This is a genomic window from Nocardia sp. NPDC050435, from assembly GCF_040655395.1.
Lineage (GTDB): Bacteria > Actinomycetota > Actinomycetes > Mycobacteriales > Mycobacteriaceae > Nocardia.
Genome location: NZ_JBFAJW010000001.1, coordinates 93,274 through 108,951 on the forward strand (window position 1 = coordinate 93,274; position 15,678 = coordinate 108,951).

General features: G+C 67.0%; 17 protein-coding genes and 2 tRNA genes. 10 read left to right on the top strand and 9 right to left on the bottom strand.

Translation table 11 applies throughout. The features are described 5' to 3' along the window. Positions 1 to 22 precede the first annotated feature (22 nt). Positions 23 to 1,171 (top strand): IS30 family transposase, encoded by a 1,149-nt coding sequence (locus AB0I43_RS00490; protein ID WP_356977492.1) that lies wholly within the window; start codon positions 23 to 25, stop codon positions 1,169 to 1,171. A gap of 397 nt (positions 1,172 to 1,568) precedes the next feature. Here AB0I43_RS00490 and AB0I43_RS00495 read toward each other — a convergent pair whose 3' ends face one another. Together AB0I43_RS00495 and AB0I43_RS00500 are read right to left on the bottom strand one after the other, a co-directional pair. Beyond that, on the bottom strand, positions 1,569 to 2,867 hold the full coding sequence (locus tag AB0I43_RS00495; RefSeq protein WP_356977490.1) for an MFS transporter: 1,299 nt from the start codon (positions 2,865 to 2,867) through the stop codon (positions 1,569 to 1,571). Positions 2,868 to 2,874: 7 nt separating this feature from the next. Continuing rightward, the gene (locus tag AB0I43_RS00500; RefSeq protein ID WP_356977488.1) at positions 2,875 to 3,654 is read right to left on the bottom strand and encodes an MBL fold metallo-hydrolase; all 780 of its coding nucleotides are present in this window, start codon (positions 3,652 to 3,654) and stop codon (positions 2,875 to 2,877) included. Between the two features lie 87 nt (positions 3,655 to 3,741). On the opposite strand from AB0I43_RS00500, the gene AB0I43_RS00505 reads away from it, so the two are divergent. Continuing rightward, entirely contained in the window at positions 3,742 to 4,341 is a 600-nt protein-coding gene (locus AB0I43_RS00505; RefSeq protein ID WP_356977486.1) for an ABATE domain-containing protein, read from the top strand. A gap of 1,339 nt (positions 4,342 to 5,680) precedes the next feature. Continuing rightward, positions 5,681 to 6,097 (top strand): hypothetical protein, encoded by a 417-nt coding sequence (locus AB0I43_RS00510; protein WP_356977484.1) that lies wholly within the window; start codon positions 5,681 to 5,683, stop codon positions 6,095 to 6,097. Between the two features lie 73 nt (positions 6,098 to 6,170). Here AB0I43_RS00510 and AB0I43_RS00515 read toward each other — a convergent pair whose 3' ends face one another. Then, positions 6,171 to 6,407, bottom strand: coding sequence for a hypothetical protein (locus AB0I43_RS00515; protein WP_356977482.1), 237 nt, complete (start codon positions 6,405 to 6,407; stop codon positions 6,171 to 6,173). Here AB0I43_RS00515 and AB0I43_RS00520 point away from each other — a divergent pair. From AB0I43_RS00520 to AB0I43_RS00530, 3 genes are read left to right on the top strand one after another with little or no spacing between them, the layout of a single operon-like run. Further along, positions 6,400 to 6,699, top strand: a complete 300-nt coding sequence (locus AB0I43_RS00520) for a hypothetical protein (RefSeq protein WP_356977480.1) — start codon at positions 6,400 to 6,402, stop codon at positions 6,697 to 6,699. The two genes, AB0I43_RS00515 and AB0I43_RS00520, sit on opposite strands and share 8 nt — an antisense overlap. Further along, on the top strand, positions 6,696 to 7,931 hold the full coding sequence (locus tag AB0I43_RS00525; protein WP_356977478.1) for an SMI1/KNR4 family protein: 1,236 nt from the start codon (positions 6,696 to 6,698) through the stop codon (positions 7,929 to 7,931). Before AB0I43_RS00520 ends, AB0I43_RS00525 begins: the two co-directional genes overlap by 4 nt. Before the next feature lie 5 nt (positions 7,932 to 7,936). Next, the gene (locus tag AB0I43_RS00530; protein ID WP_356977476.1) at positions 7,937 to 9,217 is read left to right on the top strand and encodes a hypothetical protein; all 1,281 of its coding nucleotides are present in this window, start codon (positions 7,937 to 7,939) and stop codon (positions 9,215 to 9,217) included. Positions 9,218 to 9,487: 270 nt separating this feature from the next. Here the strand turns inward: AB0I43_RS00530 and AB0I43_RS00535 are convergent, their stop codons facing one another. Continuing rightward, complete coding sequence (locus AB0I43_RS00535; protein ID WP_356977474.1) at positions 9,488 to 10,318, bottom strand: helix-turn-helix domain-containing protein; 831 nt, start codon at positions 10,316 to 10,318, stop codon at positions 9,488 to 9,490. A gap of 328 nt (positions 10,319 to 10,646) precedes the next feature. On the opposite strand from AB0I43_RS00535, the gene AB0I43_RS00540 reads away from it, so the two are divergent. Continuing rightward, complete coding sequence (locus AB0I43_RS00540; RefSeq protein WP_356977473.1) at positions 10,647 to 10,871, top strand: hypothetical protein; 225 nt, start codon at positions 10,647 to 10,649, stop codon at positions 10,869 to 10,871. 63 nt (positions 10,872 to 10,934) lie between these two features. Here the strand turns inward: AB0I43_RS00540 and AB0I43_RS00545 are convergent. From AB0I43_RS00545 to AB0I43_RS00555, 3 genes are all read right to left on the bottom strand, one after another. Further along, positions 10,935 to 11,011, bottom strand: a tRNA-His gene (locus AB0I43_RS00545). A gap of 2 nt (positions 11,012 to 11,013) precedes the next feature. Then, positions 11,014 to 11,087: transfer RNA gene (locus tag AB0I43_RS00550), tRNA-Ala, on the bottom strand. 247 nt (positions 11,088 to 11,334) lie between these two features. Further along, complete coding sequence (locus AB0I43_RS00555; protein WP_356977472.1) at positions 11,335 to 11,688, bottom strand: MerR family transcriptional regulator; 354 nt, start codon at positions 11,686 to 11,688, stop codon at positions 11,335 to 11,337. Positions 11,689 to 11,746: 58 nt separating this feature from the next. Between AB0I43_RS00555 and AB0I43_RS00560 the strand changes: the two genes are divergently transcribed. Next, a complete protein-coding gene (locus AB0I43_RS00560) occupies positions 11,747 to 12,544 on the top strand; it encodes an alpha/beta hydrolase (protein ID WP_356977470.1) in 798 nt (265 codons plus the stop codon). 8 nt (positions 12,545 to 12,552) lie between these two features. On the opposite strand, the gene AB0I43_RS00565 is transcribed toward AB0I43_RS00560, so the two are convergent. Continuing rightward, positions 12,553 to 13,494 carry an SDR family oxidoreductase gene (locus tag AB0I43_RS00565; protein ID WP_356977468.1) on the bottom strand — a complete coding sequence of 314 codons (942 nt, stop codon included), beginning with the start codon at positions 13,492 to 13,494 and terminating at the stop codon, positions 12,553 to 12,555. Between the two features lie 28 nt (positions 13,495 to 13,522). Further along, positions 13,523 to 14,122, bottom strand: a complete 600-nt coding sequence (locus AB0I43_RS00570; RefSeq protein ID WP_356977466.1) for a TetR/AcrR family transcriptional regulator — start codon at positions 14,120 to 14,122, stop codon at positions 13,523 to 13,525. 101 nt (positions 14,123 to 14,223) lie between these two features. Here AB0I43_RS00570 and AB0I43_RS00575 point away from each other — a divergent pair, with 101 nt between their 5' ends. Together AB0I43_RS00575 and AB0I43_RS00580 are read left to right on the top strand one after the other, a co-directional pair. Further along, a complete protein-coding gene (locus AB0I43_RS00575; protein ID WP_356977464.1) occupies positions 14,224 to 14,670 on the top strand; it encodes a hypothetical protein in 447 nt (148 codons plus the stop codon). Between the two features lie 15 nt (positions 14,671 to 14,685). Continuing rightward, positions 14,686 to 15,675 carry an alpha/beta hydrolase gene (locus AB0I43_RS00580; RefSeq protein WP_356977462.1) on the top strand — a complete coding sequence of 330 codons (990 nt, stop codon included), beginning with the start codon at positions 14,686 to 14,688 and terminating at the stop codon, positions 15,673 to 15,675. The last annotated feature ends 3 nt before the right edge of the window (positions 15,676 to 15,678 follow it).

The window sequence follows — 15,678 nt, forward strand, 5'->3', positions numbered from 1 at the left end:
TCAGTCTGGCACTCCTAGCCCGGTGCTGCCGAACACCGGCGTCCCGTTGACCGAGGCGCAGGTCGAGGAGGCGTGGCGGCGGTGGCGGTCCGGACAAGCGATCAAGGTCCTGGCCCGGGAGATGCGCCGGCACCCGTCCACGGTGCGTGACCTGCTCAAACGCTGCGGCGGTGTCCGGCCGGTTCCTCGCCACCGCGGCCGCCTTCGGCTGAGTCTGGCCGAGCGAGAGAAGATCTCACGCGGATTGGCCGCCGGGGACTCGCTGAGCAGTATCGCCCGAGGACTGGGACGAGCACCCTCGACGATCTCGCGGGAGGTCGCCGGGCGCGGCGGTCGTTTCGTCTACCGAGCTCTGCCCGCCGACCAGGCGGCATGGTCTCGGGCAACAAGACCGAAACCGACCAAATTGTCCCGCGATCCGGCATTGGCCGCGGTGGTGGCCGAGAAACTCGCTCTGGCATGGTCGCCGCGGCAGATCGCGGGCTGGCTGCGCCGAAATCCGCAGTCCAGCATGGGTTATGTGTCGCACGAGACGATCTACCGAACTTTGTTCATCCAGGCTCGGGGCGAGTTGCGCCACGAGCTGACCCGCTATCTGCGCACCCACCGGGCGATACGCCGGCCCAAAGTCAAACGCGAACCCGACGGGCGCGGTCAGCGCCGCGGCGTGCTCAACATCGCCGAACGCCCCGCCGAGGCCGCTGATCGAGCCGTGCCCGGGCATTGGGAAGGCGATCTGGTGTTCGGGCGAGGCATGTCTCCGGTTGCCACCCTGGTCGAACGGTCTACCCGGTTTCTGCTGCTGGTCGCCCTGCCCGAAGGCAAGCGCGCTGATCTGGTCGCTGACGCTCTGGCGGCCCGGATCCTCACCCTGCCTGATGCGTTGCGGCGGACGCTGACCTGGGATCAAGGCTATGAAATGGCCGAACACGTGGCCTTCACCGCCGCAACCGGCGTCCGGGTCTATTTTTGTGATCCGAAAAGTCCGTGGCAACGCAGCAGCAATGAGAACACCAACGGACTGCTGCGTCAGTACCTTCCCCGGCACCTGGATCTACGCACATACAGCCAGTCCGATTTCGATGCGATCGCCGATGAACTCAATGGGCGTCCTCGACAAACTCTCGGATTCCGCACACCATCAGAAGCACTCGAAGAGGTGTTGCGTTGACCGCCTGAGCCCGCAGACATGTGCGTGCGTTCGGCGCACGGCGCCTGGCCATTTTCATCTTGTTCAGCTTGCGGAATTGGAACAAGTTCACCCACGGGGGCTGCCGCAGGTTCTGGTCTCATGACAGGCAGGGTGGAGGTCTTGTGGCGGGCGGCGAACGGCAGTTGGGCGGACGCTGAGATTACGCATCATCGTCGGGTTCGGGGTGCTGTCGAGATTCACGAACACTAAATCGAGCGGTGCTGGGATTCGCGATCAAGGTGGCGCCGAGATTCGCGATCAGAACCACTCGAGCATGGACGCGACCTCACCGTTCACCGATGCAGCCATGTGTGCGGTGCCGATGACGACAATGCGGGACCGGCCTCGAATTCGACTCTGTGACTGGCCTTTCCCATCACCGAACACGGTGGGCGCCGATCCCTGCCTGACCGTGCGCGCCCGATGCTGCCCGGCGAGCACGATGCCCCTCGAGTGTCGCTGCCGCCACGATGATCAGCGCGAGGCCGCCGCCGCCCAGGGCTAACGTGGGATAACCCGCCGCTGCGACCACGGCACCTGAACCCAGCCCACCTACCGCGGCCGCGATCGCGATGCCGACATCGACGCGACCCTGAACGGTGGCGCGGGTCGACAGCGATGCTGCGTCGGTGACCATCGCGGTGCCGGCGACCAGACCAAGATTCCAGCCGAGCCCGAGCAGCGCCAGGGCCATGGTCAGCGCCGTGACCGAGTCGCTGGGGGCAGTCGCGGCGAGGATCGCGGCCCCGCCCAGTGTCACGCCGGACGCGGCTGCGGTGGCGGGGCGCCCGTAGCGGTCGACGAGCCGGCCGGTCACCGGCGACGGCAGATACATCGCGCCCAGGTGAACGGAAACCGCCAGGCCCGCGGCCGCCGCGTCGTGGGTGTGGGCGCTCATGTGGACCGGGGTCATCGTCATGATCGCGACCATCACCATCTGCGCTAGGACCACGACAGTGACCCCGGTCCACAGACCGGCCCGCCTCGCCGCCTGTGCCACCGTCGCGGCGCTGTCGGGCTCGGTGGTGACGTGGTCGCCGCGTGTGCGGGCCAGCAACAGCGGGTCCGGCCGCAACCAGAAGGCCAAGATCGCAGCCGCCCCGGCATAGGCGGCTGCTGGCACCAGGAATGGACCCGCCAGGTCCGGGATGTGCAGGCGGCGGGCCAGACCGGTGGTGACCTGGGTCAGGTTCGGGCCGATGACCGCCCCGGCCGTGGTGGCCAGCAGCACGGTAGAGACCGCGCGGGCGCGGTGGGCGGGGCTTGCCAGATCGGCTCCGGCGTAGCGGGCTTGCAGATTGGTCGAGGTGCCCGCCCCATAGACGGCCAGAGCCGAAAACAGCAGCAGCGGCAGGTCCAGCGTGGCGGCGGCGACCACGCCGAGGCTGCCCAGCGCGCCGACCAGGTACCCGGTCACCAGGCCGGGCCGACGGCCCCGCGTGTGCGAGATGCGGGCGACGACGACGGCTGCCAGTGCCGAACCCGCTGTGCCGAGCGCACTCGGTAGTCCGGCGAGGCCGGTGGAGTCGAGCATGTCCTGGGCCAACAGCGCGCCCACGGTCACACCCGCCGCCAGACCGGCGCCGCTGAGTGCCTGCGCCGCGACAAGGACCTGCAGGGTGCGACGCTGTGCCCGGCTGTCGACGGCCTCGCCGATCTGGTGGAATGTCTTCATCTCGGGGTCAGCCCCGCTCGCCCAGATCGAGGCGGTCGGCCAATCCGGCGGCGGTGAACGCCGCGACCAGGTCGGCACGCCCCTCGGTGAAATGCGACCACCCCTCGAAGTGCACGGGAACCACCTGCCGTGCGCCGAGAATGTCGGCGGCCTGGGCGGTTTGGGCGCTGTCGAGCACGATCGGCGCGTTGTCGAACAGCATCGGGAATCGTGGTGCGCCGGCGAAGAGGATGGCGGTGTCGACCGGGGCGAAAAGCTGCGCGATCTCGGCGACCGCGCTCAGCGAGGCGTTGTCGCCGCTGACGTAGACCGTGGGCAGGCCCGCTCCGGTCAGCACGAACCCCACGACCGGGCCAACGATCGCTTCGACCTGCGCACGGGGGCCGGGCCCGTGGATCGCCGGTACCGCCGTGACCGTGATGGTGCCATCGTCGGGGCGATCGAGTTCGACCGTCTCCCAGTCGGCTAAGCCGATGGCCCGGTTCCCGAGGCGCCGTGCGCCGGCCGGAGTGGTCAGTGTCGATCCCACCTCGGCGAGTAGCGCCCGGCCGGCGGCATCGAGATTGTCGGGGTGTTCGTCGTGGGAGAGCAGCACGACGTCGATCGGGCCGAGATCGGCTGGTGCGAGGGCGGCCGCGGTCGTCTTGGTGAGCAGGCCGCCGGGCTGGGGGAAGACGCGGGGCGCATCGAAGGTCGGGTCGGTGAGCAAGCGCAGACCACCGTATTCGAACAAGGCGGTCGGACCGCCGATGACCTGGACGTCGATCCAATGATCGGCACGTCTCATCACAGTCTCCTCATGGTATTTCTGGACTTTATCCGTGAGTGAACGTAGGTCACCTCACGGCTAATGACAAGTGGTAACGTGAGATCGGTGAGCGTTTCGACCGCCAACAACGCTGCCGCGCTGCCCCGCTCGCCCGGTGCGCAGGCCTACCTTGCACTCGACTTCGCCGACAGCGCCTACGTGGTACCGGGCGCGAAGGTCATCGACGAACTGGGTACTGCGGAGTCGGCGACGCACTGGCTGCGCGAACGCGGCTTGGCGCCCCTCGACGTCACCGTGGGCGAGCAATGCGTGGCGCAGTTGTGGGTCTTGCGCGAACACATCCGGTCGCTGTTCGCCGCGCACGTCGACCGGCAACCGCCGCTGTCCAGTGCGCTGTCCGCGGTCAACGAAGCGATGCGCCGCGCGGCGACGGCGCCGGTGCTGCGCTGGGACGAGACCGACGGCCCGTACCGCGCCGCGGTTTGCCCGCCCGAGGAAATCCTGGACCGGGCACTGGCCCGACTGGCGGCCGACGCGGCCGACCTGCTCACCGGCGAGGACGCACAATTGCTGACCATGTGCGGGTCGGTGCCGTGTAACCGGTATCTGATCCGCCGCGGTCGACGGCACTGGTGCTCGACACGATGCGGGGATCGTGTGCGCGCGGCGCGCGCGTACGCCCGGACCAAGGCCGAGACCGCCTGACTCGCCCCGCGCCGTTATGAGCGCGATCGCGGGACGACCCTGTTCGATTCCCGCGTCCGGCCCGGCAGTGGTGGGACGACGTTGTCGGCACCTGCACGATGATCTGTTTGTTCTGCGGCCGCGACCACGCCGAGCAATAGACGGCCGACAACGATCCGGGTGGTGGCTATGTCGCTGATGCAACGACGGTGTTGCGGCTGGCCGGACCGTGGTACGGCGACGGCCAAAGTACGACTTCGAGCCACACGGTCGCGAGTTCAACCAGCGACTTCTCGACGAGCGCGACTTCACCGACCCGTTCTGGCAGCTGCCAGAACAGCCGGGACGTGTCCGTGCCCAGCGATGAAAAGTTTCGGCCGTACCGGGCCAATCCCGAGTCGGCCCCGCAGCGCTTCATGGTGCTGAGGCCACCGCGCTGCGGAACGGGATCGCGCCCTCGTCGACGAATATCACCACTAGTTGCGAGGATTCACGCGACATATGCTATTCCTAGCACTTCCCTGGTGGAGGCTCTATCGTGACGATGGTTATGTGATCAACGAACTCGAGATCGACTCGTGAACGCCAGTCCTGGTGACCCGGATCCCCGCGATTGGCTCACGCGAGTGTCGGTGCTCGCAACGGCCATCGTCGCGATCGGTGCACTGGTCTTCATGGTGTGGGCGTGGACTCAGGGCATCGAGCTGCAGCCAAACCCCACTCCGGGGCGCGTAGTGCCGCTCGAGAACCGATAGGACAGGTCAGCCGCTGTGATTGCTTCAGCTGATGACGACGCCTGCTTCATGATCATGGACTGTGTTTTCCGATCTTGATCGCGATCAACGAACTGGGGGATACGTGGGCACAACCCCCGCCGAGGACCGCAACCGCGCCCAGCGCATTCCGAACCGACAGGCTGCGCGTCGGCCAGTGCGTGGGTGATTAGCCCGGGCCGGCAGTAGGGGAGGTCACCGAAGGTGCCGCTGATTTCCGCCGCAGGGTTGTCGTCGGTCGCGGCAATCCAGCTCCACCGCGAGTCGCCCCACCAAAGGTGGGGCTGGCCCCCTGTTGTCGCGGGTCCCGACTTACTAACGTCGCAGTCGCCGCGACGGCGATCCACTGCTGGGCCGGTCGGTGATATCAGGTGCGCGCTACGACCGGCCCCACCAGGATCCCGGGTCGGCAAAGTCGACGGTGGCTCTTCCATTGACAGCAGCGAGGATCGACCGATCACGACTTGGAATCGGCATCGGTGTAGTCATCGATCCCGACCCCGGCTCGTGGGGCCCTGCACCGGCAGTACCGGATGGTCCACAGCAACAACGCTGGGGCCTGGAATCGACGAATGAGGTTGATACACATGGCAGCACGATTCATCGGCGCTCTGCTGGGCACGGCGGTGGTTGGCGCCGCGGTGACGATGCTGGCTCCGCACGCCGCCGCGGAAGGACTTCCCGAGGGCCTGTCCTGCGAGAAGTTCACCTGCCGCAACGACACCGACCACAGTTATCGGCTCACCGGGGTGGTGGACTGTTCGTTCGGCGGCGGCGGACCGATCTCGCTGCTGGTTCCAGCTCACCGAAGCGCCATGGCCCTGTATCGCTGCCCGGACAAGTTCGAGCCCGGCGAGTTCACTCAGCCGCCGCCGTACTTCGACAAGGAAGGAAAGCGAGTGGTGCCGCCGGGCACATGGAGCCAGCCACGGTGGGTGGACGCCGCGGCGGCGGTCGCGTGGCAGAGCGCCGTCATCGAGGACGAACCGCTTCCCGCCTCCTAGGCACGCGGTGTACTTCCGGCCCGGCTCGATCGGCATGCAGTTCGACACCTCGCCATCGCAGCGGGCCCGCTATTCACGCGCTGGGATTGATTGAGCCCCAATGTCGTTGGTGGTCGGCGAGCGCGTTGTGTGCTAAGCGATCGCCGACATCTTCGTGTCCGCACTCTGCGACGGTGCCGACTACAACAGCTTCGTGCGCGACGAAACCCGCTCCGGCGCTGAGGTCTTGGCGCAGATCGCCAAGGAGATCCGCCAGCGTCGGATGGTTCCCAGAAACGATCGTTTGAGAGAAAGGTGACACCGTGGTCATGCACGATGAGCAGGATGGCCGAGCTGGCCTCGGCCGGATGGCATGGACTGATCAAGGGCAGATACGCGCACATCTAGAAGCGGGCGCCGATCCCGATGCCCGTTATTTCACGAGCGAAGGATCGATCAAGCAGCTCGACTGGACCGTCACCGCGTCTATCGCACTGGGACTGCCGTCGTCAGGTGTGTCCGACCGCGAACACACCAAAGCCCACCGGTTCACCGGTAGGGTCGATATCTGCCTGCGCCGAGACCGAACTTGTCACCGGCTGGTCCTGGGAGTCACGAAATGAACTGGAGACCGTGGCTGGAGCTGTGGAGTGAAGAATGGATCGCCAGCAGAGATCCTGATGAGTTGGATCCAGAGGTAGTGCAGCAACGCTGGCTCGGGTACGCCCCGGCCGGCGAGGCCGACGTCGGCGCGGTCGAGCAGCGTCTCGGCCTGCGGTTGCCGCCCTCCTATCGCAGCTTCCTGCTGACCACCAATGGTTGGCGCCACGCCGGGGAATTCGTATGGAAGATGCGAGATACCACCAATCTGGGATGGCTGCGCGAGCTCGAACCCTCCTGGGAGTCGTGGGCCGACCTGGTCACCGAGGCACCGGTCGACGCGCCGGGCAACCCGTTCGATCGCGGGTTACTGATCTCCCTGCACACCGACGCGGGGGCCCTGTTCCTCGACCCGGCCGACCGCGACGAGAACGGCGAGTGGGCCGCCTACAGCGTATTTTCCTGGGCTGAATTTCCGCGGCGATACCCGTCGTTCACCGCACTCATGGAGTCGCTGTACCAAGGCCTCCACCAACTACGTCAGCCGCAGGGCAAAACCCGGGACAACTGGGATCTGGTGGTGGAACAGGCTCGGGCCGATGCCCTTTCCGGGAAGGTCGACGAAGCCACGGCGGCTTTGGAAAAAGCCCAGCGATTCGGCCGGTCCCGCGCCACCGTCTTACAAACCCAGCTCCAGATGTTCCAATCCACCTCCTCCCCCTACGAGGCCTCCCGGATCCTTTCGCGTCTGCTATCGCTCTCGCCCGCCCCGGACGGCTTCTTCACGGGTTCGTTGTTCACCGAAGAGTTCGTGCCATGCATGTTCCTGCAACACGCGCACAAAGAACCCTGGTACGGCTCCGCGCTCGATACTGCCCAGATCCTCGAGACCGCACGAACCGATCCCGGGGGCGCGATCAAACGCGCCATCGACGGGCACCGGGCCCGGACAGAGCGGCCCGGCTACCAGCTGTGCTACGGCAACCCAGCATTCGACGCCGCGGTACGAAAGGCACTCGCGCAGCACCACTCCGATCCCGCGGCCCTGTGGCATGCGCTCGAGCCCGCGATGGCGCACTGGCAGCCCCGGACTCCAGATCACATCGCCCCGGTAGCGTTGCTCGCCGACCCGGTGCTGGCCTACAGCCTCACCCCCGAACGCGGGCGCGCGTTGTTGAGGCAACCGCGCAGCGGCCGTTTCGACAAAATGTCCGGGTCCGAGCCTCCGACGTCATCTTCGATCCTGAACGGATAGGGACAGTGCACGACCTGGAAAAAGGCGGGGACAAATACGCAACCGCCAGCCGCTGGAAAGTGGCTCTGAGCTGTGTAGCGGTCGTCGCCGCCGCGTACCTGGCCGCCGGGTTGCTGTTCGACCCCACGCCACCGAGCACGCCACCCTCCGGCTACTCCTATGTCACTCCACCGGTACGGTTTCCGGTGCAGATCTCAGGGTGTGAGACCGTCGAACCACCGCGGAAAGGGGGTCTGTTCGGCGTGATCCTCGGCGAGAAGGACGGATACGACAATCCGTTCTATCCGTGGTTCTCCGGGCCCAAGGCGACGGCAATGACGGAGGCATTGCGCGCGGCGCTACCAGAGGATGTCGAGATCGCCTTCGCCTCGCTGCAGCGGTCGCTGCTGTTCGAGCCGATCCTCGGGGAGGACCCGAAACAGGAGAACTACGGCAGCGACACCGCCGCCCGCGCCACGCTGTTGCGCGGAGACCGGGCCGGCGCGCTGCGGGTGAGCGTGCGCCTGTCCGCCCAGCCGGTACCGCCGTGCGTCGCGGGAGATCTCGACGAAAGACGCACCCTGGCCGACGGCACGATCATCGACACCCACGACACCTGGCACGAGACGAACCGGGTTCGCACTCTGTCCCGGACCGCCACCGCCTACCTGCCCGACGGGACGGTCGTTCGCGCGAACGCCACAGACCAGGTCACCGACCGGGCGGCGGCTATCCCTTTGACCATCGAGGAACTCGTCACGATCGTCACCACCCCGGGACTTCGCGTCACCGCGCCGGTTCCGCCCGGAACACCCGGGCCGCCCGGCAGGTGTTTCACCGGACTGAAGCGGTCCCCGGCGATCGCCGAGGCCCAGGCCCGCCGCTGGAACGCCGTGCTGGTGGGGATCCCGCTCGACGGATTGACCCTCTCCCCTCCACTGGGTGCGCTGCTGCCTGCCTACATGGGCGGTGGTGTCTGCCAGATCGTCGGACTCGGGACACCCGAGCAGGACTCGCTGCTGAGCATCAAGATCATCATCGGACAACCGTTCCCGCAACAGGATTCGCCGGACAACGCAGCGACCTCGCGCCGCCTCGCCGACGGTGCGGTGCTCACGACCGAGGAATCGCGGTCCACGGCATCGGGGCCGACGAAGTCCACGGCGCGTAGATCGCGCACGGTGACCGTTACCCGACCCTCCGGGACACAGATCACGGTCGACTCCAGCGTCACCGCTGCCGACGAGCCGGTCTCGCAAGCCCTGCTCGAGGCGATCGCCTCGAACCCAGGGTTAGACGTGTCGTGAGGACGGGATCCTGCGACCAGGTGACGCCGGTGTGGCGACGACCGGCCGATTGCGCGTGCGAGAAGGCAACTGGAGCCGGTGTTCTCGACACGTAGCCTGGTCGCTGTGATCCGGTTCCACGGGGGATTGCGTCGCTGGCCGAGTCGTTAGGCAAGCGGACCGGGACTTGTACAGGAGAAATGTCGATCCAGAAGAGGCTGGCGCTCAATGGCAGCGGAGCGCCAGCCTGGTCGGCTATCGCCGAATATCCAGAGTCGGCGGCAGATGTCTCTACCGCGCCGGCCCGCTGTAAAGGTGCTTGAATCCGCAGGTCAGGAATACTTCGTGGGTGCCGAAATGATCGGATGTCTGAACGCTCATGGAGATCGAATCACCTGTCGTGGCGTCGAAGCGGTGAATGAGTTTGTCTGGCTGGCATCCGTAGGCGACAGTTGTTGTCCTCGGCATCAATTTCGCGAACTCCGGCTTGCGCAGCAGTTCGTTGTACACGTGTTGGGCGCGGGGGGCCTGTCGGTGGCGCGCCAGAACGCCTAGGGCGATGGCCGCCAGTTGGGGTGCCTCGTGATCCCAATCAGCGAAGGCCGGGCGAGCGGCGGGGCTGAACGTCCACAGCAGGTAGTTGTTCTCCGCTTCTTCGATGCCGGGCATGAGCTGCTTGGCGGAACTGTTGGCCGCCAGAACATCCCAGATGAAGTTATGTGCCATCGCCGGGGTGCCATGTCGGTGGTGGTATTCCAAGGTTTCCAGCCCACCTGCATCGGTGAATCGGCTTCGGAGGTAGTCGATTGGCGTCAGATCGATTGCGGGATACCAGAGTTCGGTGAGAAGGCGTTGTTGCGCTTCGTCAAGCCCGAGCACATTGATGATCTGGTCGACGATCAATCGGTCCGGAAGATGATTGTTGGACTCGATCTTTCGTACCAAGGAATTGCTGAAGCCGCCGCGACGCGCCAGTTCATCTTGGGTAATGTCACGATAGTAGTCACGGAATCGCCATACCCACAGCCCGAAATCTGGGATATGCTGGGGTGGCCAGATTTTCGGCCGGTGGGATCGCGTGGATCGTCCGCTTTTCGGTCTGCTACGTGAAGTGCTATTCATTGTTGTTCCCCCTGCCATTTGTGTAATCCGCTGCCTTTCATCAGACGGCTGTACTGAGAGTGTCGATCCCGAGCGAACAACCTGCCTCAGGGACATCCCGAAGACTGTCGCGGCGGATCGGAGGAGCTCTTAGCTTGAGGGGAGGATGCACGTGAGCGCCGGCCTTCCTGGTGTAGCGGTGGGGATGAGAGCCGGCGGGGGTGGATTGCCGAAACTCAGCTGAGGACTGTGTCACCGGGGCGGCCGCAGCGTCGCCGAATGAACATGAAATGGGCCGACTGCACGGCCGGCTGAGATGTGCTGCCAGTTGTCGATTCGCTCATTAGCCATGCTCGACTCCAATCTGCGCACTTACCGCAAGACCGTCGCGACGGCAACGGCCCACGCCAAGGGGTTCGGCGCGGCCGGTCGGCAGCTCAATCACGCACCGGGCTCGCGAACGACCGCGGCGCACTATGTCGAGCAACCGCGGGATGTGCCGGACAACCGAGATGTTCTCGATCTGTATTTCGCGCCGCCACTTGGTACGGAAGTGCCCCAAAACTTGGGATAGACTTGGAAAACGTCGAATGGCCAGCATTCTCCAAGTCGGTTTAAGGCCTCCGGCCTCGGAAGTTGGGCAGAGCGACGGGACTCGAACCCGCTACGACCAGTTCCACAAACTGGTGCCGCGACCGCTTTGGCTTCGCTCTGCGTGGACTCGATCGGATTCGAACCGACAACCAACTGCGTGCAAAACAGTTGCTCTCCCGTGTTGAGCTACGAGCCCGGGAATTGTGTTGATCAATGGAAAAGGGCCGCTCCCACGGGGGTGTGGGGCGGCCCTCGAGGAGGAATTCACTCTCTCATCGAGGACCGATCGGATGCGTATGCGCGTGTGCGGCGACCGGGGCATGCTTCGCGGGGCTGCCGGCTGCGTGCCGACCCGCCGAGAATGCGTGCTGCCTGGTCATTCCGACCCCTCCGTTGTTTGTGTAATGCCAAGGTAGCAGCCGGACTTCGCGCGCAAAAGCGATTTAATTCCGGTCGATTCGGGCCAGGTAGCCGGCGAGAAGGTCGCGGGTTTCCGACAGGCAGTTCAGGCGCGCTTCGACGTCGCGTAGCTCGCGGCGCAGCACGGCGATCATGTCGGGGTGCGCCTCCAATTCCGGGGCGGGGCCGTGTGCGCACGGGAGGATTTCGCGGATGACGCGGGTGGGCAGGCCGGCGGCGAGCAGGGCGCGGATCTGTTGGACGACGACCGGCGCGTCGGGGCCGAAGTCGCGGAAGCCGCCGCCGGTGCGGTCTGCGGTGAGCAGGCCTTGTTCCTCGTAGTAGCGCAGCAGGCGGTGGTTTACGCCCGTCCGCCGGGACAACTCGCCGATCCGCATGTGATCCCGTTCATCTCGCCTTGACTCTCACATCGATGTGAGATTTTAGCGTCGGTGTATGACACAGCGAATTGCCGGGGCGCCGGCCAGCAAGGAACTCGTCGGCATCGTGCGGGGTGGTGGGCCGGGTCTGCTGCTCGCGCATGGGGCGAGCAGTGACGTCGAAGACAGTTTCGGAGTGCTCGTCGATCACCTGGCGGCCACGAATACGGTGGTGGCTCCGGACTATCCGGGTTCGGGTGCGACGCCGCGCAGTGCGACGCCGCTCACGCTCGACGGGCTCGCCGACGGATTGGCGGGCGCGGCCGAGCGTGCGGGGCAGGAGCGGTTCGCGGTGCTCGGATACTCCACGGGCGCGGCGGTCGCCGTTCGCCTGGCGACGCGCTATCCGGAGCGGGTCACCGCGCTGGTGCTCTCGGCCGGTTTCGCCCGGCCCAATGCCCGGCTGCGAGTGGTCGTCGAGACCTGGCGGCGGCTGGCGGCCGATCCGGAAGCGCTGGCGGCGTATCTGATTCTGCTCGGCTGGAGCCCGGAGTGGCTGGACCGCCGCTCCGCGGCCGAGATCGAGGCGCTCGCCGCGGCCATCGGGGCCGGGCTCCCGCCCGGCGCCGACGATCAGCTCGATCTGCTCACCCGCGTCGACGTTCGTGGCGAGCTGGAGGCCGTCTCCGTGCCGGCGCTGGTCGTCGCGGGCCGGCACGACCTGGTCGTCTCGCCCTCGCACGCAACCGAACTCGCTCGCCTGCTGCCGGATGTCACGGTGGCCGAACTGGATTCCGGGCATGCGCTCGCCAGTGAGCGGCCGGGGGAGTGGGCGGCGGTCGTGACCGATTTTCTCGCCCGGGTCTCGGTGTGATCCGGAAATTACGCCGGGAACTGAAGCTGAACGAGTTCCTCGGAGATCTTCCACACGCGCCGCGCCTCCTCGGCGCTGCGCAGCCTGCTGTAGAGCCGCTGTTCGGCGGGCGGGCCGCCCAGATGGCCCGGCCCGCTGGGGCCGTAGAAGCCGGAGCCCGCGGCCTGGGGTGACGTGGCGGCGTAGAGCGCGGGCAGCTGCGCGGATCGCACGGTGCCGAGCAGGATGCCACGGGCGGAGAGGCCGCGGATCACGCGGACGACCAGGGTGTCCTTCGCGCGGCCGAGTTCGGGGCGGGCGGCGAGCAGGCTGGTGGGGGCGATGCCGGGGTGTGACAGGTTGCTCGTGATGCCCCAGCCGGCGGCTCGGCTGCGGCGGTCGAGTTCGAGGCCGAAAAGGCCCAGCGCGATCTTGGATTGGCTGTAGGCGCGCTGCCCGCTGTAGGAGTGCTCCCAGTTCAGGTCGTCCCAGTTGATGGCGCCCCGGTTCGCCGACACACTGACCTGTGAGGTCACCCGCGCGCCGCCGGCTCGCAGGAGGGGGAGGAGGTGGCAGACGAGGGCGACGTGGCCGAGATGATTGGTGCCGAACTGCAATTCGAAGCCGTCGGCGGTCGACTGCCGTTCGGGCGGGGTCATGACACCGGCGTTGTTGATCAGCAGGTGGATGGGGCGGCCCTCGTCGAGCAGGGCCTTGCCGAGGGCCGCGACCGAGCTCAGCGCGGAGAGATCGAGTTCGCGCAGGGCGATTTGCGCCTGCGATGCATGCTGCCGGATCGATGCGACGGCCGCCTCGCCCTTGCGGGGATTGCGGACGGGCATGATCACCTCGGCACCGGCCGCGGCCAGGCGTGTCGCGATCCCCAGTCCGATGCCGTCGCTCGCACCCGTGACGACCGCGCGTTGACCGGAGAGGTCGGGAACATCGATGTCGATCTCGCGGCGTGGCATGGGGACACCTTTCGATCGGGGGACGCGATCAGCGTCGTGCGGTGCGGCTGGATCCGATTCCACCGAGCAGAGTGCGCACCGCCATTTCGCCGGCGGCGTGTGTGGGCGCGCCGCGCTGGGCGGCGTCGGCGGCGAGGTAGATGTGCGCGTTGAACACCCCTTCCAGCCATTCGGCGGGTAACTCGGGGTCGAGATCGCCGTCGGCCTGCGCCGCTTCGATCAGGTGGCGCAGGGAGACGTCGCCGACGTCGGTCCAGCGCGGGTTTCCGGCGAAACGGTCGGGGTCGGCGAACAGGAACACCACGCGGCTGCCGACTTCGACGAAGGAGCGCAGCAGGTAGGTCAGGTGGTCGAAGGCGGAGGTGGTGTTGTCGGCGGCGGCGCGCGCGATCCCGTCCAGGACCTCGAGCGACTCGGTGAGCAGCGCGTCCAGCAGGTCCTGGCGCTCCGGGAAGTAGCGGTGCAGGGTGCTGCGGCTGACCTCGGCGCGGTCGGCGATATCGGCGAGGGCGGAGGTGAAATCGCGGGACCACAGGGTGAGCGCGGCGTCCATGATCGCGGCGCGGGTGCGGGTGCGCGGACCACCGGATTTCGTCGCGGTCGCGTCCGTCGGTCTGCTGCGCGTCATGCCGAGAACAGTACACCGACCTGCCAATTTCGAACTTCGTTGAAGATTTATGGGACATCCGTGTCCTATTGTGGGTATTCTCTGATGCAGGAGGACGTCGAATGTATGCAACCAGAAGCGGCGCTGCCCGGCTCGCACTACCGCTCACCGCCGCACCCGGGGCACTGGTCCGGTTCGGCGGCGCCACCGGCGGCCGGGTGCGCCATCTCGTGGTCGTGGGTCTGCTGTGGTTTCCCGCGCTGGTGCTCACGGCGATGTCGGTGCTCATGCTCGTGCGCGGTCTGGGCTACGGGTTCGTCATCGACGACCAGGGGTGGGTGAACGCCTGGGGCGGCCCGTCGCTGGCCGGGGCCTGGGTGGTGCACGCGCTGGTGGGTGTCTTCGGCACCGGTGTGGCGGTGCTCGCGATGCTCGGGCTCGCGGCGATGGTCGAGCGGGTCGAGCGCCGCTACCTCGGCGACGGCGGGCCGCTGTGGCCGATCCCGGTGGCCGTGGTGACGGCGGTGCTCGCGGTCCTGTTCCTGCTCGCGTGGGTTCGGCAGATCTGACGGAGGCGAATTCCCTTGTCCGAGAACACGACCGCAGCGCCGAGATATCGGCGGCGCACCAGGGTGCTGGTCGCCGCCGCGGGGGTGACGGTGCTGGCGATCATGGCGTGGCTGGCCCTGCGTGACACCGCTCCGGTCGGGCACTTCACCTCCGCCGAGGGCTACCGTCGTTTCCAGGCCGCCTACGACCGCGCGATGCGCGAATTGCCCAGCCCCGACCGGGTATTGGATCTGCGTACTGACTACGGCGTGGTGCGCGTGTATCGGTTCGACGGGGCGCGCCCGGAGGCGGCGCCGCTGGTGCTGCTGCCGGGCCGGGCCGCGGCCACTCCGGTGTGGGCCGACAATCTTGCCTCGCTGCGCGCGCTGCGCACGGTCTACACCGTCGACCTGCTCGGCGAGCCCGGCGCCAGCATCCAGGCCCGGCCGATCGAGAACGACGCCGACCAGGCGCGCTGGCTGCACCAGGCGCTGCGACAGCTTCCGCACGACACCGTCGACCTGGTCGGCATGTCGATCGGCGGGTGGACCGCCACCAATCTGGCGGTCCGCGAACCGGCGGGCATCGGCCGGGTGATCCTGCTCGATCCGGCGATGACGTTCGCGCCCATGCCGTTCGAGACGATCGTCCGCTCGATTCCGGCCTCGGTGCGCTGGCTGCCGAGGAGCTGGCGCGACAGCTTCAACAGGTGGGTCGCCGGTGGCGCGCCGACCGAGGACGTCCCCATCGCCGACATGATCGAAGCGGGAATGCAGACCTACGCCCTGCACCTGCCGGCCGCGACGCAGTTCGGTACCGAGCAACTCGCCCGCGCGCGGATGCCGTTCCTGGTCCTGCTCGCGGGCGAGTCCGTCATGCACGACGCGAACCGGGCCGCCGAGCAAGCCCGGGAAACGCTCGGCGACGCAACGGTTCTCGTCTATCCGACGGCCTCGCACGCGATCAACGGCGAGTATCCGGATCGGATCGCCGCCGACATCGCCTCCTTTCTCGCACGGGCGTGACCG

Bases quoted from the DNA above. Each gene is read 5' to 3' on its own strand.
- AB0I43_RS00495 (WP_356977490.1), bottom strand. From the start codon at position 2,867: ATGAAGACATTCCACCAGATCGGCGAGGCCGTCGACAGCCGGGCACAG.
- AB0I43_RS00500 (WP_356977488.1), bottom strand. From the start codon at position 3,654: ATGAGACGTGCCGATCATTGGATCGACGTCCAGGTCATCGGCGGTCCG.
- AB0I43_RS00510 (WP_356977484.1), top strand. From the start codon at position 5,681: ATGGCAGCACGATTCATCGGCGCTCTGCTGGGCACGGCGGTGGTTGGC.
- AB0I43_RS00515 (WP_356977482.1), bottom strand. From the start codon at position 6,407: ATGACCACGGTGTCACCTTTCTCTCAAACGATCGTTTCTGGGAACCAT.
- AB0I43_RS00525 (WP_356977478.1), top strand. From the start codon at position 6,696: ATGAACTGGAGACCGTGGCTGGAGCTGTGGAGTGAAGAATGGATCGCC.
- AB0I43_RS00535 (WP_356977474.1), bottom strand. From the start codon at position 10,318: ATGAATAGCACTTCACGTAGCAGACCGAAAAGCGGACGATCCACGCGA.
- AB0I43_RS00540 (WP_356977473.1), top strand. From the start codon at position 10,647: ATGCTCGACTCCAATCTGCGCACTTACCGCAAGACCGTCGCGACGGCA.
- AB0I43_RS00555 (WP_356977472.1), bottom strand. From the start codon at position 11,688: ATGCGGATCGGCGAGTTGTCCCGGCGGACGGGCGTAAACCACCGCCTG.
- AB0I43_RS00560 (WP_356977470.1), top strand. From the start codon at position 11,747: ATGACACAGCGAATTGCCGGGGCGCCGGCCAGCAAGGAACTCGTCGGC.
- AB0I43_RS00565 (WP_356977468.1), bottom strand. From the start codon at position 13,494: ATGCCACGCCGCGAGATCGACATCGATGTTCCCGACCTCTCCGGTCAA.
- AB0I43_RS00570 (WP_356977466.1), bottom strand. From the start codon at position 14,122: ATGACGCGCAGCAGACCGACGGACGCGACCGCGACGAAATCCGGTGGT.
- AB0I43_RS00575 (WP_356977464.1), top strand. From the start codon at position 14,224: ATGTATGCAACCAGAAGCGGCGCTGCCCGGCTCGCACTACCGCTCACC.